At 65.6% G+C, this 25,883-nt stretch carries 17 protein-coding genes; 5 read left to right on the top strand and 12 right to left on the bottom strand.

The genetic code is table 11. The annotated features are described in order from the left end of the window. Window positions 1–62: 62 nt before the first annotated feature. Complete coding sequence (gene queA, locus QXZ94_RS09780) at window positions 63–1,157, top strand: tRNA preQ1(34) S-adenosylmethionine ribosyltransferase-isomerase QueA (protein ID WP_315720237.1); 1,095 nt, start codon at window positions 63–65, stop codon at window positions 1,155–1,157. A 349-nt stretch (window positions 1,158–1,506) separates the two neighbouring features. Here the strand turns inward: queA and QXZ94_RS09775 are convergent, their stop codons facing one another. Then, entirely contained in the window at window positions 1,507–2,544 is a 1,038-nt protein-coding gene (locus QXZ94_RS09775; RefSeq protein ID WP_315720236.1) for an aspartate-semialdehyde dehydrogenase, read from the bottom strand. A gap of 273 nt (window positions 2,545–2,817) precedes the next feature. On the opposite strand from QXZ94_RS09775, the gene tgt reads away from it, so the two are divergent. Further along, entirely contained in the window at window positions 2,818–3,972 is a 1,155-nt protein-coding gene (gene tgt / locus QXZ94_RS09770) for a tRNA guanosine(34) transglycosylase Tgt (RefSeq protein ID WP_315720235.1), read from the top strand. Between the two features lie 136 nt (window positions 3,973–4,108). On the opposite strand, the gene QXZ94_RS09765 is transcribed toward tgt, so the two are convergent. Next, on the bottom strand, window positions 4,109–4,327 hold the full coding sequence (locus QXZ94_RS09765) for a hypothetical protein (RefSeq protein ID WP_008962685.1): 219 nt from the start codon (window positions 4,325–4,327) through the stop codon (window positions 4,109–4,111). A 482-nt stretch (window positions 4,328–4,809) separates the two neighbouring features. Between QXZ94_RS09765 and cysK the strand changes: the two genes are divergently transcribed. Continuing rightward, window positions 4,810–5,778: a cysteine synthase A gene (cysK, locus tag QXZ94_RS09760; protein ID WP_315720234.1), complete on the top strand. Its 969-nt coding sequence runs from the start codon at window positions 4,810–4,812 to the stop codon at window positions 5,776–5,778. A 2-nt stretch (window positions 5,779–5,780) separates the two neighbouring features. Continuing rightward, complete coding sequence (locus tag QXZ94_RS09755; RefSeq protein WP_172108669.1) at window positions 5,781–6,020, top strand: BrnA antitoxin family protein; 240 nt, start codon at window positions 5,781–5,783, stop codon at window positions 6,018–6,020. Window positions 6,021–6,155: 135 nt separating this feature from the next. Here the strand turns inward: QXZ94_RS09755 and QXZ94_RS09750 are convergent, their stop codons facing one another. From QXZ94_RS09750 to QXZ94_RS09740, 3 genes are all read right to left on the bottom strand, one after another. Continuing rightward, complete coding sequence (locus QXZ94_RS09750; protein ID WP_315720233.1) at window positions 6,156–7,577, bottom strand: caspase family protein; 1,422 nt, start codon at window positions 7,575–7,577, stop codon at window positions 6,156–6,158. Window positions 7,578–7,757: 180 nt separating this feature from the next. Beyond that, window positions 7,758–9,218: a caspase family protein gene (locus QXZ94_RS09745; protein WP_172182977.1), complete on the bottom strand. Its 1,461-nt coding sequence runs from the start codon at window positions 9,216–9,218 to the stop codon at window positions 7,758–7,760. Between the two features lie 210 nt (window positions 9,219–9,428). After that, on the bottom strand, window positions 9,429–10,319 hold the full coding sequence (locus tag QXZ94_RS09740; protein ID WP_315720232.1) for a DMT family transporter: 891 nt from the start codon (window positions 10,317–10,319) through the stop codon (window positions 9,429–9,431). Window positions 10,320–10,515: 196 nt separating this feature from the next. Between QXZ94_RS09740 and QXZ94_RS09735 the strand changes: the two genes are divergently transcribed. Then, window positions 10,516–10,743 carry a hypothetical protein gene (locus QXZ94_RS09735; RefSeq protein WP_315720231.1) on the top strand — a complete coding sequence of 76 codons (228 nt, stop codon included), beginning with the start codon at window positions 10,516–10,518 and terminating at the stop codon, window positions 10,741–10,743. A 6-nt stretch (window positions 10,744–10,749) separates the two neighbouring features. On the opposite strand, the gene QXZ94_RS09730 is transcribed toward QXZ94_RS09735, so the two are convergent. From QXZ94_RS09730 to QXZ94_RS09700, 7 genes are all read right to left on the bottom strand, one after another. Further along, window positions 10,750–11,184, bottom strand: coding sequence for a hypothetical protein (locus QXZ94_RS09730; protein WP_315720230.1), 435 nt, complete (start codon window positions 11,182–11,184; stop codon window positions 10,750–10,752). A gap of 55 nt (window positions 11,185–11,239) precedes the next feature. After that, window positions 11,240–11,590, bottom strand: a complete 351-nt coding sequence (locus QXZ94_RS09725; protein WP_315726180.1) for a hypothetical protein — start codon at window positions 11,588–11,590, stop codon at window positions 11,240–11,242. 292 nt (window positions 11,591–11,882) lie between these two features. Continuing rightward, the gene (locus QXZ94_RS09720; RefSeq protein ID WP_315720229.1) at window positions 11,883–12,476 is read right to left on the bottom strand and encodes a formyltransferase family protein; all 594 of its coding nucleotides are present in this window, start codon (window positions 12,474–12,476) and stop codon (window positions 11,883–11,885) included. A gap of 625 nt (window positions 12,477–13,101) precedes the next feature. Continuing rightward, window positions 13,102–17,331, bottom strand: coding sequence for a sulfotransferase (locus QXZ94_RS09715; protein WP_315720228.1), 4,230 nt, complete (start codon window positions 17,329–17,331; stop codon window positions 13,102–13,104). A 227-nt stretch (window positions 17,332–17,558) separates the two neighbouring features. Beyond that, on the bottom strand, window positions 17,559–19,337 hold the full coding sequence (locus QXZ94_RS09710; RefSeq protein WP_315720227.1) for a hypothetical protein: 1,779 nt from the start codon (window positions 19,335–19,337) through the stop codon (window positions 17,559–17,561). 574 nt (window positions 19,338–19,911) lie between these two features. Next, the gene (locus QXZ94_RS09705; protein ID WP_315720226.1) at window positions 19,912–23,214 is read right to left on the bottom strand and encodes a hypothetical protein; all 3,303 of its coding nucleotides are present in this window, start codon (window positions 23,212–23,214) and stop codon (window positions 19,912–19,914) included. A 503-nt stretch (window positions 23,215–23,717) separates the two neighbouring features. Next, window positions 23,718–25,799 carry an autotransporter strand-loop-strand O-heptosyltransferase gene (locus tag QXZ94_RS09700; RefSeq protein ID WP_315726178.1) on the bottom strand — a complete coding sequence of 694 codons (2,082 nt, stop codon included), beginning with the start codon at window positions 25,797–25,799 and terminating at the stop codon, window positions 23,718–23,720. Between the last annotated feature and the right edge of the window lie 84 nt (window positions 25,800–25,883).

The raw sequence follows: 25,883 nt of genomic DNA, 5'->3' as shown, positions 1-25,883 counted from the left end.
TTCGAGACGCGTGCTACGCACGCTCCTCAGGATGAGGGGCCGATGGTCGTTCCAGAACGACGATGCGCACCGACCTGTTCGATTTCCATCTCCCCCCCGAGAACATCGCGCTCCGCCCGGCGAACCCGCGCGAATCCGCGCGCATGCTGGTGGTGCAGGGCGACGGCGTGCTGCGCGACCGCACCGTCGGCGATCTGCCGGACTGGCTCGAGCCCGGCGATCAGCTCGTCGTCAACGACACCAAGGTGATCGCGGCCCAGCTTTCCGGCCGCCGCATCAGCCGCGAGACAGAGGCCAAGATCGAGGCCACCTTGATCAAACGGCTCGACGGCTCGCGCTGGCAGGCGCTGGTGCGGCCGGCCAAGAAGCTCGCGCCGGGCGATACGGTCCGCTTCGGCAACGAGGGCAAGGTCTGCCTGCTCGGCCATCTCGACGCCCTCGTCGAGGCCAAGGGCGAGGAGGGCGAGGTGACGCTGGCCTTCGTGTTCCATGGCCCGGCGCTCGATCAGGCGATCGCCGATCTCGGCCGGCCGCCGCTGCCGCCCTACATCGCCGGCAAGCGGCCCGCCGATGAGCAGGACGCCGCCGACTATCAGACCATGTTCGCGGCGAGGGAGGGCGCCGTGGCTGCGCCCACGGCCGGGCTGCATTTCACGCCGGCCTTGGAGGAACGGCTACGCGAGCGCGGGGTCGGGCTGCAGCGCGTGACGCTGCATGTCGGGGCCGGCACGTTTCTTCCGGTGAAGGTCGAGGACACCGAAGGCCACCGCATGCATGCGGAGTGGGGGAGTCTTACGGCCGAGACGGCTCACGCGCTGAACGAAGCGCGCGCCCAAGGCGGCCGCATCGTCGCCGTCGGCACCACGTCGCTGCGGCTCCTCGAGAGCGCAGCGCAGCCCGACGGCACCATCGCGCCGTTCGAGCAGGAGACCTCGATCTTCATCACGCCCGGCTATCGCTTCCGCGCGGTCGACATCCTGATGACCAACTTCCATCTGCCGCGCTCGACCCTGTTCATGCTGGTCTCGGCCTTCGCCGGCCTGGAGACGATGCAGGCGGCGTATGCGCACGCGATCAGCAGCGGCTACCGGTTCTATTCGTATGGCGATGCGTGTTTGTTGTTCCGGCAACCGGACGAGCGGATCGTCGAGCCGTAGCATCCATCGGCCCGTCATTCCGGGGCATCGCGCAGCGATGAGCCCGGAATCCATACCCATGAGCGTGTGTTGTCTTGAAGATTGGCGCCACATCGATCTCGCGTCCAATGATCAGCTGTGGCTATGGATTCCGGGCTCGCGCTGCGCGCGCCCCGGAATGACGTGGGGAGAGAGGCGCATCGATGCGCGTAAGAGCCGACCTGTCACGGCACACCCCGCCGCCATTCCCCGCGAAGGCGGGGAATCCAGTACGCCGTGGCGGATCGGCTGATCACAGGTGCCCGGTGGGTACTGGATCACCCGCTTTCGCGGGTGATGGCAGCTTGCGGTGTCGCGAGCGCGTGCCGCCTTACGCCATCGCGCGCTCCGGCAGCAGCTCGGCGATCTGCACCGCGTTCAGCGCGGCGCCCTTGAGCAGCTGGTCGGCGGCGACGAACATCGCGATCGAATGGCCGGACGGATCCGACAGGTCCTTCCTGATGCGCCCCACCAGAACGTCGTCCTGGCCGGAGGCATCGACCGGCATCGGGAAGTAGTTCTTGGCGCGATCGTCGACCGTGCGCACGCCCGGCGCGGTCGCGAGGATACGGCGCACTTCGTCTTCCGTGATCGGCTTCTCGCACTCGAAGGTGATGGCTTCGCAATGCGCGCGCAGCACCGGCACGCGGACACAGGTGACGCCGATGGCGATGCCTTCGTCCTCGAAGATCTTGCGGGTCTCGTTGATGACCTTGGTCTCTTCGTCATTGTAGCCGGTGTCGGGATCGATGGCAGTGTTGTGGCTGAATAGGTTGAAGGCGAAGGGATGCGGCATCACCTTGGGCGCATAGACCTGGCCGTTGAGGCTCGCGCGGGTCGACTGCACCAGCTCGTCCATCGCCGCCGCACCGGCGCCGCTGGCGGCCTGGTAGGTCGAGATGATCATGCGCTTGATGCGGTTCTGCTGGTGGATCGGCCACAGCGGCACCAGGGCGGTGATCGCCGCGCAGTTCGGATTGGCGATGATGCCCTTGTGGTCGCGGATGCGGCGAGCGTTGATCTCGGGGATTACGAGAGGCACGTTCGGGTCCATGCGGAACGCCGAGGAATTGTCGACGACAACGGCGCCGGAGCGCACCGCAATCGGGGCGAACTTCCTGGAGATGCCGCTGCCCGCCGAGAACAGCGCGACGTCGACGCCCTCGAACGAGCGCTCATTGAGCTCCTCGATCACGATCGTCTGGCCGCGGAAGGTCAGGGTCTGGCCGGCCGAGCGGGCGCTCGCGAGCGCCTTCAGTCTGCCGACGCGGACGTTTCGGCGGTCCAGGGTGGCGATGAACTCGGCGCCGACCGCGCCGGTGACGCCGACGATGGCAATGGTGGGATCTTGGCGGGAATCTTGGGGCACGTCTCGAAGTCTCCGGTTGAAATTTGGGCATAAAAAAAGCCCCGGACCTTCATCAGGCGGGGCTTCGGTTCGAAGATGGTCGCGATCGAGGTCGATTACGCGCGCACGCCTCCCGAGTCCCCCTGGGGCTTGGTGGTTTTCGTCGTGCGTTTGGTCGAGGTCGTCATGGCGCGGGACCATAGGGGCGCGCGGAACCGCCGTCAACGGCCGTTAAGCGTCAAATACGGCCGATCGCGGTTGAAACGTCGCCCATCCTGACGCAATAAGCCGGCCATGAGCTCCTCGGCTAGCGACCTTCCCAACCATTTCGAACTGCTCGGCAATGACGGCGTGGCCCGTACCGGCCGGCTGACGACCCCGCATGGCGTGGTGCGCACCCCGGCCTTCATGCCGGTCGGCACTGCCGGCGCCATGAAGGGCATCCACTGGCGCGACGTCCGCGAGGCCGGCGCCGACATCGTGCTCGGCAACACCTACCACCTGATGTTGCGGCCTACCGCGGAGCGCATCGCCGCCCTTGGCGGCCTGCAGCGCTTCACCGGCTGGGGTGGGCCGATGCTGACGGATTCCGGCGGCTTCCAGGTGATGTCGCTGTCGGGCCTGCGCAAGGTGACCGAGCAGGCCGTGACGTTCCGCTCGCATATCGACGGCGCCAAGATCGAGCTGTCGCCGGAGCGCGCCATCGAGGTGCAGCGGCTGCTCAACTCCGACATCGCGATGCAGCTCGACGAATGCGTGCGGCTGCCGGCCGAGCCTGACGACATCGAGCGCGCGATGCGGCTGTCGCTGCGCTGGGCCGAGCGCTGCCGCCGGGCGTTCGAGAGCGCGCCCGCCGGCTACATGCTGTTCGGCATCGTGCAGGGCGGCGACGTGCCGGCTTTGCGGGTTGCCAGCGCGGAGGCGCTCGCCGCGATCGGCTTTCATGGCTATGCGATCGGCGGCCTTGCGGTGGGCGAGCCGCAGGCCGTCATGCTGGAGATGATCGAGGCCACCGTGCCGGTGCTGCCCGGCGACCGGCCACGTTATCTGATGGGCGTCGGGACGCCCGATGATCTCCTGGAGTCGGTGAAGCGCGGCATCGACATGTTCGACTGCGTGCTACCGACCCGCAACGGTCGCCATGGCGTTGCCTACACCCGTTTCGGTCCGGTAAACCTCCGCAACGCGCGCCACGCCGACGATGCCAGGCCGCTCGACGAGGAGAGTCCCTGGCCGCCGGCGCGCAGCTACGCGCGCGCTTATCTGCATCACCTCATCAAGGCCGGTGAGGCGCTCGGCGCGACGCTGCTGTCGGAGATCAACATCGCCTATTTCCAGCAGCTGATGGCCGGGATGCGCGAGGCGATCGCATCGCGGCGCTTCACGGAATTCTATGAGCGCACCAAGGCGGATTGGGCGCGCGGCGACATTCCCGCACGCGCCGGCTGACGGCTCCCTCACAGGGCCCGCTCAGTGCACCTCTTGGCATCAGATGGCTGGATGGACCTGGCAGACCGCCTCGGGGATACATCATGGCGTGACGGCTGCGGCGTCACACCATGGAACGCTTCGGCCGCGATGCCGTTCAGTTGCAGACGAAGCGGCTCTTGACGGAATGCTTGGTGACGAAGCCGTAGCCGCAGGTGTCGCAGGTCCAGAGATAGCTGATCGCATTGTCGGCCAGATACGCCGATGCCTCCGCAGCTATCATGGAGTCCGCGCAAACCGGACAGGTCGGTAGATCACAGCCGCGCGGATCCGGACGGGGGGATGCGGTCGACATGAGATCAGCGAGTGCTGACATAGGGACCTCCTGGGCGATCTCTTTGTTGGTGATCTCTGTTTGAACGACGTCAATTTCGAACTGTGCAATTTCGAACGAGTCTATTTCCGACGAGTCCAACTTTCGCGGATATCGAGTCCGTCACACAAAGAGTTTGTCTGGGTGGTCTGTTCTTATGTGGGCTGTTCTTACGTGGTTCATTCTGCGGCGGCGATGCCGATCGCTGGGAACATCCTGCTTGTATCATTCCGAAGATGACATTTTGCTGATGCCCGCTCGGCCGCGATCGACGCCGAACCGTGAATCTCCGTCCGAAGATACACTGGGTTTGTTGACCTTGTCGCAACACAAATGCGTTGGTTTTTCGCAATTTAGCGACGACTTGTTGTGCGCCGCGGTCATCTTGCGATCGCGTAAACGTGCTTGCGCAGCGCAATAGGCTCGCTGAAGATGGCGAGGACCATTGTCAACGTCGCGCCGGAAGCGCGCAAAGGAGTGATTTGATGGAGTCGTCAGCTGCAACACAGCGTCCCGGACGCGGACGCGTATTTGATTCAATTGTCGAGGCGTTCGGCAATACGCCGATTGTGCGACTGCGAAAGCTGCCGGAGCAGCACGGCGTGAAGGCGACCATCCTCGCCAAGCTGGAATATTTCAATCCTGCGGCGAGCGTGAAGGATCGCATCGGCGTGGGCATGATCCTGGCGATGGAGCAGGCCGGGGTGCTGAAGCCGGATACCGTGCTGATCGAGCCGACCTCCGGCAATACCGGCATTGCGCTGGCCTTCGTGGCGGCGGCGCGCGGCTACAAGCTGAAGCTGGTGATGCCGGAGTCGATGTCCGTCGAACGGCGCAAGATGCTCGCCTTCCTCGGCGCGGAGATCGTGCTGACGCCGGCGGCGCAGGGCATGAAGGGCGCGATCGCGACCGCCGAGGAGCTGTTGCGAACCACACCGAACTCCGTGATGCCTCAGCAGTTCAAGAACCTCGCCAATCCCGACATCCATCGCCGCACCACGGCAGAGGAGATCTGGAACGACACCGCCGGCAATATCGACGTGTTCGTCGCCGGCGTCGGCACCGGCGGCACGATCACAGGCGTCGGTCAGGTGCTGAAATCACGCAAGCCTGGTCTCAAGGTGGTTGCGGTGGAGCCGGAGGAGAGCCCGGTGCTGTCGGGCGGGCAGCACTCGCCGCACAAGATCCAGGGCATCGGCGCGGGCTTCGTGCCCGATATTCTCGACCGCTCGGTCATCGACGAGATCGTCAAGATCAACAGCACGACCGCGATCGAGACCTCGCGGGCGCTGGCGCGCAACGAGGGCATCCCCGGCGGCATCTCCTCGGGCGCTGCGATCGCGGCGGCGATCGAGCTCGGCAAGCGGCCGGAGAACGCCGGCAAGACGATCCTGGCCATCGTGCCGTCGTTCTCCGAGCGCTATTTGTCCACGGCGCTGTTCGAGGGAATCTGATCATGGCTGACCAGCCGCGGCGTCCCCGGACCCTGGCCGACGCCCGCACCGAGGCCGAGGCCGCCTTCAAGAAGGTGACCACCAAGCCGGTGGAGGCGCCGCCGAAGAAGGCGGCGGTCCCCGGCGTCCGCGAGCAGGTGACGTTGCGGATCGACCAGGACGTGCTCGAGCACTTTCAGTCCGAAGGGCCGGGTTGGCAGGAGCGAATGAACGCTGCCTTGCGCAAGGCCGCGGGGCTCTGAGCGAGATTGAAGCGAGGAAGCGGCGGACCGTGTCTCTGCCGCTTCGGGGGCCGCGCGGGACATCGCTACGGGCGCGCTGTCTCGGCAGCGCTCTCTCGGCAGCGACTGTCTTGCTGATCGTCGGGGCCGGGCCGCTCAGCGCCGGAACGCGCCGCCGAGCATGCCGCCCATCACGCCGCCGATGAAGGCCGCGCCGGCATCCGGGCCGCCGCTGCGGTGATAGCCGCCGCCACCGCCGCTGCTGCGCTGGGCCCGGCGCGCCGGACGTTCTTCATCAGTCGCGCTGGCCGTTGCAGCGGCCGGGACGATCTCGGCGAGCAGGGCCTTGTGCTGCAGCTTCGTGAGATAGCCGCTCGACGGATAGCCGCGCGCGGCCTGCCAGCGCTTGAGCACGGCGCGCGTCGGCTCGTCGAACTTGCCGGTGGCCTTGGTATCGAAGCCGAGACCCGTGAGGCGGCGCTGCACGTCGCGGCGCAGGCCCTTGTCGAGCCCGATCTGATCCTCGGTGACCTGCGTGCCCTGCTCGGTGAACGTGGCGGGGTCGATGCCGGTGGTCAGGTTGCGCGTTGTGGTCGAGGAGGGAGCATTCTCCAGCGAGGCCACCCGCGCCAGCGCCAGCGACCTGAACTGACCGTTCGGATAGTTGGTCAGATAGGCCTTGAGCTCCTCTGTCTTGTTGGTGTCCTTCACCGAACGCCAGAATTCGAGCTCGACGTCGTTCGCCGGCTGGGTGGCGACGGCCGCCGGGACGGTGCCCGCCGCAGCGACATTGCCGGCCGCGGGATTGAGATAGACGGCGCCGATCAGGTTGGTATGGCCCCAGGGCAGCTGGCCCTTGGCGGTCTCCTCGTTCACCTGGGCGCGGACCTGGGTCATCGCCTGCTGGATCTCGAGGCCCGGCTGGGTGATGTGTGCGATCAGGGCGCGGGTGAACGGGCTGTTGGTGCCGGCCTCGCCGTCGAGCGCGGTCTGGCCCGGACCGGTGGCGAACGCGATCAGGGTGCCTTCGCCGGATTTCATCTCGGCAAGGCCGGTCTGCACCGAGACGCTGCGCGTGGATGCAGCCGATCTGATCTTGGCCGCGAACGGGTTGTCGCGGCAGGCATCGAGGAATACCAGCTTGACCTTGGCATCGCCGAGCGTCTGGTCGAGCGTGACGTCGACATTGATCGCGGCGCCCAGCTTGGCGTCCATCTCGGACTTGATGTCGGCATCGACGGGTAGCAGGTAGTTTGTGCCGGAGATCGCGATGCCATGGCCGGCATAGTAGAACAGGGCGACGTCGGCGCCCTGGCTGCGGCGGCCGAACTCGAGCAGCTTCTCGGTCATCTGCTCGCGATTCAGATTGGTGCCCTCGACGACGTCGAAGCCGACATTGCGCAAGGTGACCGCCATGGCCTTGGCATCGACCGGCGGATTGGGCAGCTGGGCCACGTTTTTGTACGCGCCGTTGCCGACCACGAAGGCGACGCGCCGGTCGGCCCGGGCGGCGTCGACGCCGAGCGCTGACACGACGAGCGACAACACCCCCGCCGCAATGAGGCTGATCCCCCGCATCTGAAATCCCCCAGGCCAAAGCATGATGGACGACTGAAATCCGCCGTCATGTCTACACCAAAAAGCCGTGATTTGCCCAAGCCAAATCGATGGTTGCAGCGCAGGTGGTCGCGCCCACGAGACAGCAAAAAGCCCGTGCCGATCACGGCACGGGCTCGCGCATGTCAGGGATGCTGCAGCTTACCGGCGCAGGGCACTGCCGAGCACGCCGCCCATCATGCCGCCGATGAAGGCGGCGCCGGCAGCGTTGCCCGCGTTATCCTGCGGCGGCGGGTTGCGATAGACCGGCGCACCCTGGGGCGGCGGGCCACCGGCGGCAACATTGCCGGCCGGCTTGGCGCGGCGGGGCTTGGCCTCGTCACCGACCGCGGCAGTCGCGGGCGCCGGCTGCGGCTCGGCGAGCAAAGCCTTGTGCTGCAGCTTGGTCAGGAAGCCGGTCGAGGGGTAGCCGCGCGCGGCCTGCCAGCGCTTCATCACGCCACGGGTCTCGTCGTCGAACACGCCGGTCATCTTGGTATCGAAGCCGAGACCGGTCAGGCGGCGCTGCACGTCGCGACGCTTGGTCTTGTCGAGGCCGATCTGATCCTCGCTGACCTGGGTGCCTTCCTCGGTGAAGGTCGCGGGGTCCACGCCCTTGGCGACGTTGCGGGTCGCGGTGTTGATGGCGCCGCTCTCGATCGAGGCGATACGCGCCATCGCCAGCGATTTGAACTGTCCGTTCGGATAGGTCGAGAGGTAGGCGTTGAGCTCCTCGGGCTTGTTGGAGTCCTTCACCGAGCGCCAGAACTCGAGCTCGGCCTCGGCAGCGGTCGGGCTCGCTGCGGCAGCAACCGGCGTGGTTCCGGCCGTGGCGGCCGTCGCAGCAGGTGCTGCGGCCGGATTGAGATAGACCGCGCCGATCAGGTTGGTGTGGCCCCAGGGCAGCTGGCCCTTGCTGGTCTCCTCGTTGACCTGCGCGCGTACCGAGGTCATGGCCTGCTGGATCTCGACGCCGGGCTGAGCGATGTGCGAGATCAGCGCGCGCGTGAACGGGCTGTTGCCGCCGGCGTCGCCGTCGAGCGCCGTCTGGCCGGGCCCCGTCGCGAACGCGATCAGCGTGCCTTCGCCCGATTTCATCTCGGCGAGACCCGTCTGCACCGACACGCTGCGCGTCGGTGAGTTCGACTTGATCTTGGCTGCGAACGGATTGTCACGGCAGGCGTCGAGGAACACCAGCTTGACCTTGGCATCGCCCATGGTCTGGTCGAGCGTCACGTCGATGTTGATCGCCGAGCCGAGCTTGACGTCCATCTCCGATTTCAGGTCGGCATCGACCGGCAGCAGATAGTTGGTGCCGGCGATCGCGATACCGTGGCCGGCGTAATAGAACACCGCAATGTCGGCGCCCTGCGCCTTGCGACCGAAGTCGAGCAGCTTCTCGGTCATCCTGTCGCGTGTGAGGTTGGTGCCTTCGACGACGTCGAAGCCGACATTGCGCAGGGTGGCCGCCATGGCCTTGGCGTCGACCGGCGGGTTTGGCAATTGAGCCACGCTCTTGTAGGCGCCGTTGCCGACGACGAAGGCGACGCGGCGGTCCGCCTTGGCGGCCCCGGCCGTCAGCGCCATGCAGAGCAGCGACAAGGTGATGGTGAGAAAGCGCATCAGGAGATCCCCTAACGATCCAGCGAAGCGATCACTGCAGCATTTGTCGCCGTTCGAGCCGAAAAGTCTTGTTCCCAAACAAAAAATCTCGCTTTCGCCACAAAGCAGTTCGCGAGTGTTGCGCGCAGCCAACGCCGAACACGTGTATCTCACCCGTTCCGTGAGAGACATCACAGACATTCAGCCGTGCACGACGCTGAAGACCTTGGATCAGCTTTGCGTCGAGGTGTTGACCGGCACGGGTTGAGGCTGCGGTGGCCGGAGGTTCAACAGGTTCCCGGCCAGAATCAGCGCGGCGCCCAGCACCGTGAAACCGTCCAGGCGCTCCGAATACACCAGCCAGCCGACCGTCGCCGTCAGCGGCACGCGCAGGAAGTCCATCGGTATCACGATCGTGGCGTCGGCGTAGAGCATCGCGCGCGCCATGCAGAAGTGCGAGAAGGTACCGCAGAGCGCGACCAGGACGATCCATCCCCAGCCGGTCGCCGATGGCCAGCTCCACCATACCAGCGTGGGAATGAGGCCGGCGACCGACTGCACCGCCAGCATCCAGAAGATGATCGACACGGTCGGCTCGGTGCGGGTCAGGAACTTGACCAGCGCGATCGAGATGCCGAAGCCGACGGCGGCGGCCAGCGCAATCAGCTGGCCCGGATTGATCGCACCGGTATCGGGGCGCACGATCACCACCACGCCAACCAGTCCAAGCACGATCGCCGCCAGCTTGAACAGGGTGATCCGCTCGCCGAGGAAGGTCGCGGCGAGCAGGGCGGTCCAGATCGGCATCGTGAACTCGATCGCCACGACCTGACCGATCGGAATCAGGGTGAGCGCGAAGAACCAGCCGAGCTGCGCGCCGTAGTGGATCAGATTGCGGGCGGCATGTTGCTTCAGCCGCGTCGTGCGCAGGGTCGCAAAGCCGCCGCTGAGGGCGATGACGGGCGACAGCATCACCAGGCCGATGAGACAGCGCAGCTCCATCAGCTCGAAGACGTTGAGCTCGCGCATGGCTTCGCGCCCGGCCACCGCCATCACCAACATGAGGCTGAGCCATCCGGTCATCCACAGCGCGGCCATCAGTTTCGAAGCGGGGCGATGCATGAGGCCGAATGGGGGCGGGCAGGAGGCGAGAGCGGCTGTATCACCTCGCGTGCACAGCAATGCAAATGAAATCAACGGTGCAGTGCATCAACGCCGCCACGGAAGGCCGCGGACGATGTGCCGAGAAAAACATGGAGTGTGGCGGCGTTTCGTCCTAAAGCGACCGCCGCGAAACAGCCAAGGGCAGCTTTCACACATGACCGACCGTGCCGCCTCAGCCGACTTCCTGACCGCCTTCGCCACCGGCTGGCCGGAGCGCGAGCCTCACCTCATGGTGCTGTCGCTGACCACCCAAAAGGGCGTGCAGGATTTTGCCATGACCCGCGAGCAGGCGCTGCTGGTTGCCAAGACCATCAAGCGAACCGCGGCCCAACTGGCTCCGGCTCCGAGCGGCGGTCCGGTCCCCAGCGTCAAGCGCGCCTGAACGCCATTACCGCGACAGCGAGATGTTGGCTGCGCGGAACTGGCTGTCGGCACGGATCGACACCGATTGCCGGTTGCCGCGGGTCGCGAGCGCGATGTTGGCGTTGAAGCCGGCCGTGGTCGCGACGAGCTGGAAGCTGCCGTTGCCGCCGCGCCCCTGCAGCACCCCGCTGATGCCGCGGCTGGTCTCGGTCCAGCTGCCTGAAATGGTCCCGCCCTCGGCGATGACGTCGGCCTGCAGACCGAATTTGTAGGCGTCGCTCGCACAGGTCAGGACCAGGTTCATCCTTGGTCCGGACACGCTGTAGCTTGCCCGGCAGCGGATGCGCTCGGTCGACCCGTCCTCGAGGGCTACGGTGCCGCTGCCGCCCCAGGTTCCGGCCATGCCGGTGAAAGGGCCCGGATCGGCCTGCCCGGGCGATGCTGTCAGGAGCGTCGACATCAAAACGGCGGCTACCGAGAGCCGCCGCTTGGACACGTTCAGACCGGGCCGGTCATTACATGCGTGATGCCTGCCAGCGTCCGCTGCAAGGAATACCTGCCGACGCGCCGTTCCATTTTCCCGAGCCGGAGTTGCCGTTGAGCTGACCATTCGCGAATGCGCCATTGATGGAGACCTTAACCAGGCCTTCGCGCCCAATCGAACCTGTGACATTGGCGCCGGCCGCAGAAACCTTACCGTCTGCGACGATCAGGGTCGAGCTGGCCGTAGGCTCGCAGCTGCCGCTGCTGGTGACGATGGTGACCTGCCACTGGCCGTCATAGGGCGACTGGGCGAAAGCCGGGGCGGTTGCGGTGCCGGCCAGGATCGACGCGACGAAAGCCATTCCAATGCGGTCGAGACGCATGAATCGTTGTCCCTCAATGTCTTTGATGACGAACCTTATTTGGAGAAATTGTGACGAAAGTTTGCCGCATCGCCGCAAGCAGATTTTATTCAGCAATTTCAGCCCGTTAAGGATTAACGCGGAACCCGCTTTTCAGCCAACGGGGCGGCATTGTGGGCAAACTGCGCCCTCGCGCACCGCATGAGCAGATCGGCGCCACAGCCTTGCGTTGACTGCACGATTGTTCGCAGCGGAGCAGGAGCCCTCAGGGGCACGAGGATGGGCTTGCAGCGACCGAGGCGTGGTCTGTCGCTCAATGCGGGATCATGCTGGGAGCCTTGGTGGCAAACTGCTCGTCCTGCGGCTTGGCCGGAATGGTGCCGGTCGCCTTGGCTGATTCCACGACATCACCGAGCAGCTTGAGGCCGAGCGGCGCCAGCGCGCGCTCCCACAATTCGCGGGCCGTCTCCCCCTTGCGGACGAAGCACCAATCCTGCGCGGCGATGGCGCCGGCGTCCATGCGCTCGGCCAGGTGATAGATCGTGCCCCCTGCGACCGGATCTCCTTCCTTGATCGTCCACTCCACGGCGGCGATACCCCGATGCCGCGGCAGCAGCGAGGGATGGTAGCCGATGCCGCCGAGCCTGGCGGCGGCGACCGCCTCCTGCGTGACGCGGGCGTGGCTGTGCGCCGTGACGATCAGATCCGTGCCGGGGGCGATCTCGCCGGCCGGAACCACCTTCGGATTGGCCTGGACCACGACCTCGATCCCGGCCGCGCGTGCCGCCGCCGCAAGCCGGTCCTCGCCATCGTGCACGACCACGCGCGCGATCTCGATTCCTCTCTCGCGCAACATGTTCAGCGTGGCGACACCGAAATGGCGGGAGCCGACGAGGGTGATACGCATGGTCAGGGATCTTCCACGGTTGGGGCGGGCGGACGAAATCGGGTCAAACCAAGCCTTGGCGTCCAGGTCAAGCGCCGGCTGGTCGTTCCTCACAACCCGGGGCGGCCCCGGAACGCCGTCAGAATGCGCGCCCGAGCGGGTTTCGCGCTCGCAAGACAGCAGATCTCGCCTTCGATGTCGGCGGCAGTTCGGCGAAAGGATCCCGGCCGGCCGCGCGAGTCCCTCGGCCGGTCGCGATGGCGCACCTGTTTCGGTTGCCGGTGATCGCGTTGAGGTCGGGCCGTGACGTCTCGCGCCATCAACTCGCCGGGGCGGCTCGAACTAATGAGCCGAACTACCAGTCCATCTGTCGCGCGGATCAATCGCAGGTGCCGTAGTGCGATCCATCTGACCGATCTGCGAACGCAACTCGCGTGAACCTGAGTTGCGGGGAGCGACACAACTTTAGCTTGTGTAATTAGCTGTCCCACGTGCGTAGTAAAACTGACGCCTTGGCATATGACGAATATAATTTCTTAAAGCCGATCGCGCACAATGTGCATGCCGCTCCGCCGCGCGGCCGGATAGCCGGGTGCCGCGCCTGTCACCGATCCCTGGGCAACAGCACCCGGTTATTTGCCGGCGGTCAGGTCGCTTCCGCCGGCGGCGGAACCTCGATCCCGAGCGCATCGCACAACGGCCCGAGATGCTTCTCGTAGCGCCGCCAGCTTCCGATCGAGCGGCGGTAGATGGGCTCGCGCACCTGCATCAGGCTGGCGGTGCGCACCGTGCGCTCGGTGCGATGGAAATCGAGGCAGGCATCCTCCCAGTCGAGGCCGCAATGGTCGAGCACCCGGCGTGAGACGCCTTCGAGATCATCGACCAGATCCTCGTACTGGACGTCCATCAGGATGCCGGGCGGCAGCACCTTGTGCCAATGCTCCATCACGCCCTCATAGCCGCGGTAATACTGGCCGAGCTCGGTGAGGTCGTAGGCGAAGGGCTGGGCTCCGGTGAACAGCAACTGATAGCAGGACACGCAATTGTCGAGCGGGTCGCGCCGGGTATTGATGATCCTGGCGCGCGGGAACGCGGCGTGGATCAGTCCGACGAACAGGAAATTCAGAGGCATCTTGTCGACGATGCGCTCGGCCGCCGGCGCCAGGGGCCGCACGCGGGTGGTGTAGTCCTGTCCGAGCTTCGTCATCTCCTCGGGCGGCAGCAGCGCAACCAGATCGGGATAGGCGGGAACGAGCTTCTGCCGGCTGGCGGATTCTCCGACCAGCTCCTTGAACGTCTCGAGCTCGCCCGCGCCGAAGACCTTGGAATGGCTGGCCAGCACCTGCTCCATCAGCGTCGTTCCCGAGCGCGGCATGCCGACGATGAAGATCGGAGCCCAGGACTCGTCGCCTTGGCCCGCCACCGAGCGGAAGAACTCCGGCGTGAAACGGCTGGCGACATTGCGCATCATGCCGAGCCGCTGCTCATGGTCGTAGTCCATGCTCTTGCGCTTGAGCGTGTTGGCCTTTTGCAGATGCGAGAAGGATCCGTCGTAGTCCTTCAGATCAGACAGCGCCTTGCCCATCGCGAAATGCGCGGCGATCTGCTTCTCCTGGTCGAGCTGATCGGCGCGTTCGAGCAGCCGCTGCAGGCTCGGCAGCCGGCTGTCGTCCGGCTTGAACTTCGACATGTTTGCGAGATTGAGGTGGATCGACGCGTCGTCGGGAGCCAGCTCCAGCGCCTTCTGGAAAGCTGCGGTCGCCTCCTCGAAACGGCCGAGCGCCTGATAGGCGACGCCGAGATTGTTGTAGGAGCCGAAGCGCTCCGGCTTGATCTTGATGGCCAGGAGGTTCTGCTCGATCGATTCCTCGAGCCTGTTGAGCTCGAGATAGGCATTGCCGAGGTTGCCGTAGGCGTCGGCATAATCGGGCCGGCTCGCGATCGCCCGCTTGTAGTGCTCGATGGCGCGCTCGCGGTGGCCCTGGCGCAGCAGCACGTTGGCGATGTTGTTGTGGGTCTCGGCGTGCTCCGGGCTGAAGTCGAGGACCTTCAGGTAGCAGCGCGCCGCCTCGATGTCCTTGCCGGCTGTATACAGCAGGTTGCCGAGCGCAAAATGCGCGTCGAGATGCTGCGGCTTGTTGTCGATCGCCCGCCTGAGGAGAGCTATCGCCTCGTCGATCAGCCCCTGGTTCTGCCGGACCATGGCGAAGGCGTAGAGGATGCCGGGATGGCTCGGCGCCAGCGCGAGCGCGGCCTCGTAATGCTGCACTGCGATCTCATAGCGGCCTGCCGAGGCCTCGACGGCGCCGATGCTGCCACGGGCCTCGGCGGATTTGTCGTTCACCGCCACCGCGCGCTCGAAGTAGTCCTTGGCCTCATCGAGCCGGTTGGCGGTGGTCGAGATCATCCCGAGGCCGACGAGGGCGTCGAAATTGGTCGGCTGGCCGGCCAGGATGAGCTTGAAGATCTGCTCGGCGTCGCCGAGTTCGCCGCGGCTCTGCAGCTTCTTGGCGACGGTGACCACGCCGTCGGCCAGCGTCTGAAGCGAGGCGAGCCGCGTGGCGTCGAAGGGGCGCGAATCCGTCGTCGGCGTGACCACCGGCGGGGCGACGTTGACGGGCTGCGGCTGCTTGATGCCGGCGATGGCCTCGGCGATCGTCGGCCGCAGCGCCTCGGTTCCGAGCGCATCGAGCAGCGGCTTCAGCCGGTCGCCATACATCCGCCAGCGGCCGACCGAGCCGGAGAACAGCGGCTTGCGGACCTGGACGAGGCTTGCGGTGTTCACCGGGCGTCCGTTCTCGTGAAACGACAGGCAGGAGTCATCCCAATCGAGCCTACAATGCGCGACGATCTTGCGGGCATGTGCATCGAAGTCGCGCACCATGTCCTCATACGCCACCTCCAGCATGACGCCGTCCGGCAGCACCGCGCGCCAATGGCTCATCAGCGCATCGTAGGCCCGGTAGTAGCGCCCGAGCTCGCCGAGATCGTAGGCGAAGGGCTGCGGCTCGGCGAACAGCTGAGTATAGCAGGACAGGCAGGTGTCGATCGGATTGCGCCGGACGTGAATGATGCGTGCATTCGGCAGCGCCAGATGGATGAGCCCTGCGAACAGGAAGTTCGACGGCATCTTGTCGACCAAACGCCGGACGCCGGCCGGCAGGCCCGTGAACCGCTCGCGATAAGCGCGTGCGAGGCTCGCGATATCGGCATCGGACAGTTTGGCGAGCATCTCCGGGTAGTCGCCGCGGGCACGGTCGGTGAACAGCCCGGCAGCCGCCGCGAAGTAGTTGACCTCGCCTGCGCCATGCACGGCCGGATGGCTGGCCAGGAGCTGCTCGACCAGGCTGGTGCCGGAACGCGGCATGCCGATCACGAACACGGGCGCGTCCGACGGATCGCCGTGACCGGCACGCGCCTGCAGCATGGCCTTGGAGAATACGGTGCGAACGCGCTCGATCTGGCGCAGCGCCTGGTTCTCGTCATAGTTGATGCGGCGGCGCTCGAGGCTGTTGCCGGCATTGAGATGCAGCAGCGACCGTTCACCGTCCTTGACGTCGGCATAGGCGCGCCCCAGCGTGAAATGCAGGGCGATGCGAGCGTCCTCGGTGAGTGTCTCCGCGCTTGCGGCCAGCTCCTGCAGCGGCGCCCAGCGGGCATCGTCGACCGCGAACGGCTTGACCACGCTGTAGTTGAGGTGAGTGCCGATGCTGCGCGGGTTGACTGCCAGGGCAGATTCGTAGGCGCGTCCCGCTTCATCGAGCCTGCCCACGATCGTCAGGACGCCCGCGAGATGGTTCATGGTCGTGGTGTCGCGCGGATCGTGCGCAAGAGCCGCCTGATACCCGACGATCGCCTCGTCATATCGCTGCACGTTCCGCAGCGAGTCGGCGCGATTGCGGTGGGCGATGGCGTAGTCGGGCCGCAGCCGCAGCGCCTCGTCGTAATGGGAGAGGGCCTCTTCGTGCCGGCCCGACGATTCCAGCGCATTGGCGAGATTGTTATGCGCTTCCGGGAAGTCCGGCCGCTCGGCGAGGGCGCGCTCATAGTGGAAAATCGCGCCCGGCCAGCTCTTCATGTCGAGATGGATATTGCCGAGATTATAGTGCGCCTCGGCAAGATGAGGACTCAATGCGAGTGCCTGCTGCAGGCTGCGAATGGCGGCGCTCGTTTCGCCCATCGCCTGATGACAGCCGCCGAGATTGAGCAGCACCGTCGGCACGTTGGGCTCGATGGCGAGCGCGCGAGTATAGTGTGCGATCGCTTCGGAATGGCGGCCGAGCTGCCGGCAGGCATCACCGAGGCTGCCGGCTGCTGCGGCAAATTGCGGCCTCGCCGCAAGCGCCGCCCCATGATGCGAGATCGCCCTCTCGAACTGGCCGAGCCGTTGCAGGGCGAGGCCGAGCGCCTGGTGGAGATCCGGGTTCGTGCCGTCGATGGCAAGCGCGGCTTCGAGGTGCCGGACGGCTGCTGCGGGATCTCCGAGGCCGTACAATGCGCCGCCTAGCAGCAGGCGGGGTTCGATCGAGGACTCATCGAGCGCGGCGGCACGCGCGAAATGCGAGGTCGCCTTGGCCAGATCACCCAGGCCGGCGAACGCCTTTCCGAGCATCACGTGCAGGTCTGCCGAATCGCCCGCGGCGTCGGCGGCTCGGTCCAGCAGGGTTCGTGCCTCCTGCGCGTCACCGAGTTGCAGGCGGACGGTCGCAAGGCTGCACAGGGTGCGGAAATGCTTGGGCTGAAGAGCAAGCACCTTGCGATAGGCCTCCTCGGCAACCTGCAGAGCGCGACCATCGATCGGAGAGGGGAGTGGTGCGCCGGAGTTGGTCGATGCGGAGACGAGTCGGGGACGGAAGGCGAGTGCTGGCTCGTTCATGATCACAACTTACTGATTGTTCGACGGAAGCAGTTGTCGTGGCGGAATGAAGCGAAACGGAGGCTTGGCGGAGCGTCGGTCGCGATCGGTCGGAGCACTTTCGCGGTCACGTGACGCCCGGAGTTGCGAAGGTCCTTCGCGCAATCGCCGGCTCCTGCCGGGAAACAACGAAGCCGGCGCAGACCGAAGGGTCTGCACCGGCTTTGATCGCTCGTGGTGTTGGAGCGTCAGCCCCACATGTGATGCATCGCGTGGTGATGCGACATGTCGGGAACCGTGGTGGCTGCGGCCGCCGTGCCCGCCGCTGCAGCAGCAGCCGTGCCTGCCGTCGCCGCGGTCGCCGTGTGGTGACTGTTGTGGCAGTGGTGGTGATGCGTCGTGTTGGTGTTCGTTCCGCCCCCGGTGGTCGGGGCCGGCGTGGTGGGGGCCGGGGTCGTCGGCGCCGGTGTCGTCGGAGCAGGAGTGGTCGGCGCGGGTGTGGTGGGCGCCGGCGTGGTCGGGGCGGCGGCCGCTCCGCCAGTGCCGTTGGCGATGTTCGGGTTGGCGCCCGCCGGCATGCCGGTGCCCTGGGCGATGCCATTGACCGCCGTCGCCGTCACGAAGCTCGTCGCTGAGGTCACGTAGTCAGAGCCGCCGATTGCGATGTTGTTGCCCGCGATGTCTCCGGCATTGCCGATGTAGTTCGCGGCCGCAGCCTTCAACATCGCCTGATCGGTCGCCAGGGCCGCGCCCGTGTCGCCGTTCATGATTCCCATCAGCGCCTTCGTGGCCATGGTGGTGTCGGACTGCAGAGCGCCGGCGACGAGCTCGTCGTCGAACCGTCCCTTGAACACCGCCCCCTGCGCCATGTCGAACGCGGCGCCGAAGTTCTGATAGTTCGTGATCTGGTCGATCAGGGCCTGCGACGCCGTCATCGTTCCGTTGGCGACCGCAACCAGCTTCGCACCAAGCGTGTTGCCCTCGGCGAGGAAGTTGGCCCAGAAATTGGTCTGCGCCTGATTGTCCTGGAACCTCGTAACTGTTCCGGTCAGGCCGCCCGGCATTTCGGAGAACCCGCCAATGTGACCGGGCGCGCCGGTGCCGCCCGCCGCCTTGTTGAGCGCCTCGTCGTTCTGAAACACGTCGATCATGTCGACGATGTTGTCGGCCGAACCGCGCAGCGCCGTCGGATTGGCCATCGTCTCGGCGACGTTGTAGTTGTTCAGCTGCAGGTTGGCCTGGCTGAGGATCGTCATCAGATGGAGCGTCGTCGTCTGCGCAGCGACGGAGGTTTCGCCCGCTTCAATCGCGGCCAGCTTCGCCGGGTCATTCAGGATGTTTTGCAGGCCCTGCGTGATGGCCGTGAAGTCCGCCTGGATCTGATTGATGTTGTTGGCGCTCATGCCGCCCAGCGAAAGGTCGGCGGCGGCATTGAACACCGTTCCGATGGCGGTCAGGTCGCCGGCTGCCGCTGCAGCGAGATTGGTGGCGCTGTCGTTGCCGGCGGGCATGCTCTGGAACGCCACGTCCATGGCGCCGGTGTTGGCCAGGAAGGGAACGTTGTTGAGCGCGGCCGAAAGATGCGCGTCGCCCTGGATCTGCGCCAGGATCTGCATCTGAACGTTGTGGATGGTCTGGTCGGCCTCGGCGAGCGTCGCAGGATTGGTCGTCAGCGGCGCCGCGTTGATCAGCGTCGTGATTTCGTTCGAAACCTGGGTGAGCACCGCGGTGTCGGTTGCGTTGAGCGTGAACGCCTGACCGCCGATCGTGACCTGGCCGGGATTGGCCAGCATCGCGTTGATGTCGTTCTGCACGGCATGCAGGTCGGTGGTGTAGCTGCCGAGGAATGGGTTGGAGTTGCCGCTGTTCTGTGGCGTCGACCACAGGCCGGTCGAGATGCGAACGGCATCGTTGAACACGACGCCGGCCTGCACGAGGTCGGTCGACAGATTGAGCGCCGAGGCGCGAACCAGCAGGTTGGACGTGCCATTCGCCAGCGCCGTCGGGTTGAAGGTATTGGCTGCCATTAGATCATCTCCCCAAGTTTCAACCCGGCGTCTGCTGCTTGGCGGTTCGGCAGCACGCGGGCGTTGATCGGGCTGCGATGTCTCGTTCACCCCTTCGCGGAGCGGGCGAAATGTCGCAGCCTCAGAGCACCTGGGAATTATTTGCTCCAATGGGGCCAAAAGAAGCGCCGCAGAGTCCCCAAATATGATGTTGTTCGGGCAAGCGCTCAGTGTCGCAGGCGTGTCACGGCAACGCTTGGAAACATTCTAACTCCTTGATTTCCGTCGTGGCATCTCTGCAACGTTCTCATCGGGCGACGCTTCGACGCACCGTCCAGACAAGAAGTTGCCCCGATCTTGCGACTGTCGTCCGGGCTCTCCTTAGAAAAGTTCCAACGTGACGTGCGCACTTGGCGCGGAATGGAACATGCATCTTCGCGAATCTTGCGGGCTCTCCCTCGGACATTTGCGGTCGTACTTCCTCTGAGCGTTGACGCTCGCTTGTCCACGGAGAGCACCAGCGAGTGACAGGCTCGGTCTGGTGCTTCCAGGGATGTCGTTGCCGCTGCGGGTGCGGTTGATCCATCCGGCTGCGTCAGGCCCACATGTGATGCATCGCGTGGAGATGCGACATGTCGGGACCGACAGCTGCGGCCTGGCTCGTATGCGTGGCCTGGCTGAGGTGGTCGTGATGGTGATGATGATCGCCGTGGTGCGCGTTGTTGCTGCCGTTGTTTGCCGCGGTGGTGCCCGTCGATGTGCCGCCGGTCTGCCCCGCAGTGGCGCCGGCAGACGTACCGCCGTTCGCCGCCGTTCCACCGGCAGCAGCGCCGCCCGCCGCGGTCGTTCCTGCCGCCGCCGTGCCCCCGGTGCCGTTGGCGAGGTTCGGTGTGGCCGTGACCGGGATGGTGCCGTGCGCGGTGCCCTTGATCGAGGTTGCTGCCGAGACGGTCGTTGCGGTCCCCACATAGGTGCCGCCATTGACAGGGATGTTGTTGCCTGACACGTCCATCGCGTCGGCCGCGAAGCCCTGGCCGGCTGCGGCGAGCATCGCCTTGTCGGCGGCGAGCGCAGCGCCGGTATCACCGTTGAGGATGCCCTGCAGGCCCTTCACTGCGGCGGACGTATCGGCCTCCAGCGTGCCGCTGAGCAGCTCGTTGTCGAAGCGGCCCTGGAACACGGCGCCCTGGGCGGCGTCGAAATTGGCGCCGAACTGCTGATAGTTCTGGATCTGCGTGATGAGAGCCGCGCTGGCCTGCGCTCCGCCGGTCGAGATCTTCTGCAGGGTCGCGTTGATCGTGTTGGCCTCGGCCAGGAATGCGGCCCAGAAATTGGTCTGCGCCTGATTGTCCTGGAACCTGGTGACGGTGCCGGTCAGCCCGCCCGGATCCTCGGCGAAGCCGCCGGAGTGACCCGCATTGCCGTTGCCGCCCGCGGCCATGTTGAGGTTGGTGTCGCCCTGAACGATGTCGATGATGTCGAGCAGATTGTCGGCCGTGCCGCGCAGCGCAGCCTGGTTGCCCGTGGTCGCGGCCGCATCATATTTGTTGAGCTGCAGGTTGATCTGGCCGAGCGCGGTCTGCAGGTGGATGGTGGTGAGCGCTGCGGCATTTGCGGTCTCGCCGGCTTCGATCTGCGCGAGCTGCGTCTTGTTGTTGAGGATCGCCGTGAGGCCTTGAGAAACGGCGGTGAGATCGGTGTTGATCTCCTGCAGATGGGCGGCATCGATGCCGCCGGATGCGAGCTCGACGACCTTGTTGAAGACGAGGCCGACGTCCTTCAGGCTGTTGCCTGCGGTGGCTGCCGCGAGGCTTGCCGGATCGTCGGCACCCGCCGGTGACGTCTGGAAGGCGATGTCCTGACCGCCGGTATTGGCGAGGAAGGGCACGTTGTTCAACGCGTTCGCCAGATGCGCGTCGTTGTGGATCTCCCCCAGGATCTCCTGCTGCAGCGCATGGATCGTCTGGCTCGCGGCGGCCTGGGTCGTCGCGTTGGCAAACTGCCCGGCTGCCTGCAGCAGCGTGCCGAGTTGAGCCTCGACATTGGTGAGGACCGCGGTGTCGGTCGCATTCAGCGCGAATGTCTGTCCGCCGAGCGTGACCTGGCCCGGATTGGCGAGCATCGCCGCGATGTCGGTCTGCACCGCCGTGATGTCCGCCTGATAGCTGCTGAGGAAGGTCGGCGAGTTGCCGCTGTTGGCGAGGCTGAACAGGCCGAGCGAGGCTCGTACTGCATCGTTGAATACGACGCCGGCCTGCACGAGGTCGGTCGAATGCTGAATGGCCGTGGCGCGAGTCAGGAGGTTCGAGGTGCCGTTGGCCAGCGCCGTCGGACTGAAATTGACGGGAGTCGTATGCATTCCGCCGGTGCCCGTCCCGCCGCCGGTGGAGGGCGGCGTCGTGCTCGTGCCGCCGGTGCCGTTGGCGAGGTTGGGAGTTGCGGTGACCGGGATCGTGCCCTGGGCGAGGCCGTGAACCGAGGTGGCCGTCGACACCGTGGTCGCCGAGCCGACATAGGTGGCGCCGCCGATCGCGATGTTGTTGCCCGACACGTCCATCGCGTCGGCGGCAAAGCCCTGGCCGGCCGCGGCGAGCATCGCCTTGTCGGCAGCCAGCGCCGCGCCGGTGTCGCCGTTGAGAATGCCCTGCAAGCCCTTCACTGCAGCCGCCGAGTCGGCTTCCAGCGTGCCGCTGAGCAGCTCATTGTCGAAGCGTCCGCGAAAGACGTTGCCCTGGGCCGCGTCGAAATTGGCACCGAACTGCTGATAGTTCTGAATCTGCGTGACGAGAGCCGCGCTGGCCTGCGCGCCGCCGGTCGAAATCTTCTGCAGCGTGGCGTTGATCGTGTTGGCCTCGGCCAGGAATGCGGCCCAGAAATTGGTCTGCGCCTGATTGTCCTGAAATTTGGTCACGGTTCCGGTCAATCCGCCCGGATCCTCGGCGAAGCCGCCGGCATGGCCCGCCATGCCGTTGCCACCGGCGGCCATGTTCAGATTGGCATCGCCCTGGATGATGTCGATGCTGTCGAGCAGATTGTCGGCCGTGCCGCGCAGCGCTGCCTGATTGCCGGTCGTCTCGGCCTTGGCATACTGATTGAGCTCGAGGTTGATCTGTCCGAGCACGGTCTGCAGATGAACCGTGGTCAGCGCAGCCGCGTTGGCCGTCTCGCCATTTTCGATCTGCGCGAGCTGGGTCTTGTTGTTCAGGATGTTGGTCAGGCCCTGCGAGATCGCGGTCAGGTCGGTCGTGACCTCCTGCAGGTTGCCGGTGTGGATGCCGCCGGACGCCAGTTCGACTACCTTGTTGAAGACGAGGCCGACGTCCTTGAGCGTGTTGCCTGCCGTCGCGGCGGCCAGGGTCGCCGCATCGTCGGCGCCGGCCGGCGAATTCTGGAAGGCGACGTCCTGGCCGCCGGTGTTGGCGAGGAAGTTCACCTTGTTCAGCGCGCCGGAGAGATGCGCGTCGCCATTGATCTCCTGCAGGATCTCTTGCTGGACCGCGTGCAGCGTCTGGTCGGCCGCGGAGATCGTCGCGGCGTTCGTGGTCTGCTGGGCGGCCGTGAGCAATGTCGAGATCTGAGCCTGCACGTTGGTGAGAACGGCGGTGTCGGTGGCGTTCAGCGTGAAGGCTTGGCCGCCGAGCGTCACCTGTCCGGCATTGGCGAGCATCGCCGCGATGTCGTTCTGCACCGCGTGCAGATCGGTCGTATAGCTGCCAAGGAATGGATTGGAGTTGCCACTGCCGGCCTGCGTGAACAGGCCGAGTGATGCGCGAACCGCATCGTTGAACACCACACCGGCCTGGACCAGGTCGGTCGACATGTTGAGCGCTGAGGCGCGCACCAGCAGGTTCGACGTTCCGTTGGCCAGCGCCGTCGGATTGAAGGTGTTATTCGCCATGGATCATCTCTCCAAATTCATCCGACGCTCGATGGCCCCGATACGAGACTGGCTCGACGATACGGTCGGCATCGTCGTTGCTGAGGCCGTATGCCGCGCGTCGTCATGGACGCGAGGCGTGCGCCGTTATGTCGCACTGTGCTATTTGGTCGCAGCAATCAGGCCAAAAGAGGCGTGTGGCCGTCCGCAAATCTGGTGATGTTGTGGCAAGGCACGTGTGTTGCCGTGCAGCCCGGACCAGCCGCCAAGTCCTTGAAGCATTGGGTCAAGGGCAAATGCTGGGTGCGTCAATCTGACGCCTTTTGCATCTTCCAGTCAAGATGTCGCCTGTATCTTGCCGGCGATGCCCCGGTTCTGAAGCCGTCAGGAGAGCGAGTGCGGCAGCGGCCGTCGCGTCGCGCTCACGTCCTGTTCGGCGTGAAGCCTGTTCGACGCGAAAGCGCGTTGCCTGTGCGACCGCACGAGCAGGTGGGGATGATGTCTATCGAGGATACGATGCCGTCTCACGACGGCGTGGTGGTCTTCCGCTGTGCCAGCAACGCGGTCCGGATCTTCTGCAGCAGGGTATTGTAGAGCTGATTCCAGGCCGGATCCTGCCCGTTCGCGTCGAGCCCGCGCTTGGTCAGGCCGAGGCTGACCCGGTAGACGGTCAGCGCGCCATCGATGTTGCCGAGGGGAACGAAGGCATCGCCCAGGCTCTGGTAGGACGTGGCGAGCGATTGCTGCAAAGACGAATCATCTGGAGCGGTGTTGGCGAGTTGGGTGATCAGCGCCGCGTTGGAGCGGCGATGCTCGAAGGCCTCGGCATGGCGGCCCTGGGCGGCGAGCACGTCTGCGAGCAGCGCGTGGCACCAGGCGAGATCGCGTTGAAAGCCAAGATGGCCGCGATGCGCGGCGGTCAGCTTCTGGATGATTGCAAGGCCCGCGGAATAGGCGGCATAGGCACCCGGAAGATTTCGCTGAACGAACAGCACGGCGCCGATCCGGTTCAACGCGACCGAGAGGTTGCGCTGAAAGCCGCCATTGTCGGGTTCGGCCTGGGTCAGGTGCCTGACGATCTCGATGCTCTGCCTGTAGTTCTGCATCGCGCTGATCAGATCGCCGGCCGTTGCGCTGCGATCACCTTCTGCGATCTGAGCTGCGGCCTGGTCCAACAGCCGTCCCGCGGCGACCGTCACGCCAATGGCGAGGCCGCCACGGACAACGTCACCGCGCGGCCGAGCCAACAGCGCCGCGAGCGCGATCGGCTCGTCACCGCCGGCTGAAGCCGCCTGAGAGCCTGCTGCAAAAGCCGGATCGTCCGGCCGGGCCGGTGCGGCCTGCTGCGCGGCCGAGGCTTGCGGGCGCGTTTGCTGGCTCAATCCTTGTCCGAAGCCGGGGATGCTGCGCAAGATCGCCTCGACGTGCTCGGCCTTGATCAGGCGGGTGCATTCGAACTGCCGCGGCGTGCCCTTCCATCGCGGGCACCAGAGCGCGTCTTCATGATCGAAGCGATGACGCGCGTCATTCCAGCAGCTGTTGCAGGCGTGACGGTTGATGATGCGATAGGGCGTCGCGAATTCGTTGGAAGGATCGGTGAAGCCGCTGATCAGCACGACCGGCGTGCCGACGGCCCAGGCGAGCCACGACAGGCCGGAGGAGAGACCGATGAAGCACGCAGCGTGCCTCAGCCAGCGGGCGCGCTCCGTAAGCGGACGGTCACCGGTCTGATCCTCAGCCTCCTCGGGAATTCGGGTCCGGTAGGCGCCACGACTGCTTTCCGCTTTCTGGTCAATGCAGATGACGCGGTAGCCGGCGGTCCTGAGGAAGGCGACGATGCTGTCCCAGCCATTCGGATTGTTCCAGTGCTTGCATTGAGTCGTCGCCTGTACCGCGATGCAGACATAGGGCTCCGCGATCGGACGGCTGTCCTCGCTGAGCGCGACGCGCGGCGGCCGTTCGGTGGGATCGACGCCGAGAATATGGGCTGCGACGCGATGCAGGCCGACCTTGCGGAAGTCGCAGGGATGATAGACCAGGTCGGCATCGTCGAAGAACAGGCCGACGGAGTAGGTGGCATAATAGCGTTCCGCCTGGATCATTTCGTGGGTGACGAAGGTGATGTCAGGGTAGGCGTTGCGGAACAGCGGGATCAGTGTCTCGCCCATCGCGCAAGTGAGACGGCACTGATGCAGCGCCTTGAACTTCTCTGCGTAGCTCATCCAGCCGATGACGTCGCCGATCGTGCCGACGGGAAGCTGGATCAGGACGTCGCGCCCGCTGGCGTCGTAGTCATGGCGCAGCAGAAGCTCGTCCTCCGACCAGACCTCGAGCCTGAACGGAATGAAATAGCGCTTGCTGCTGTTGACGTGCCCCGAACGCAGATCGATGTCGAACAGGACGTTGGCGGTTTCGAGATCGCTCAGGCGGACGCGCCAGGCCGGCCCGTTGTCGGGCAGCATGACGCGGCAGCCGTCGTTGAAATCGAATCGAAGTCCCTGCGGTCCCTCTTGGGTCGGCACCGTCGATGGCGGCGGCAGCCGAGGCCGGTCCAGGCGAGCGGCCGCGTCTGTTCGTACGCCCGGTCGGGCGTCGGCTGACGGCATCGCAATCGTCGGCACCATCGTCGGATCCGAGGTGCGGGAAAAATTTGCAACGTTCATCTTGACTGGCCGACGCGGTTTGCAGGC

Source organism: Bradyrhizobium sp. SZCCHNS2022 (assembly GCF_032377575.1).
GTDB classification, from domain to species: domain Bacteria; phylum Pseudomonadota; class Alphaproteobacteria; order Rhizobiales; family Xanthobacteraceae; genus Bradyrhizobium; species Bradyrhizobium aeschynomenes.
This window is presented reverse-complemented; position numbering and strand designations above follow the sequence as displayed.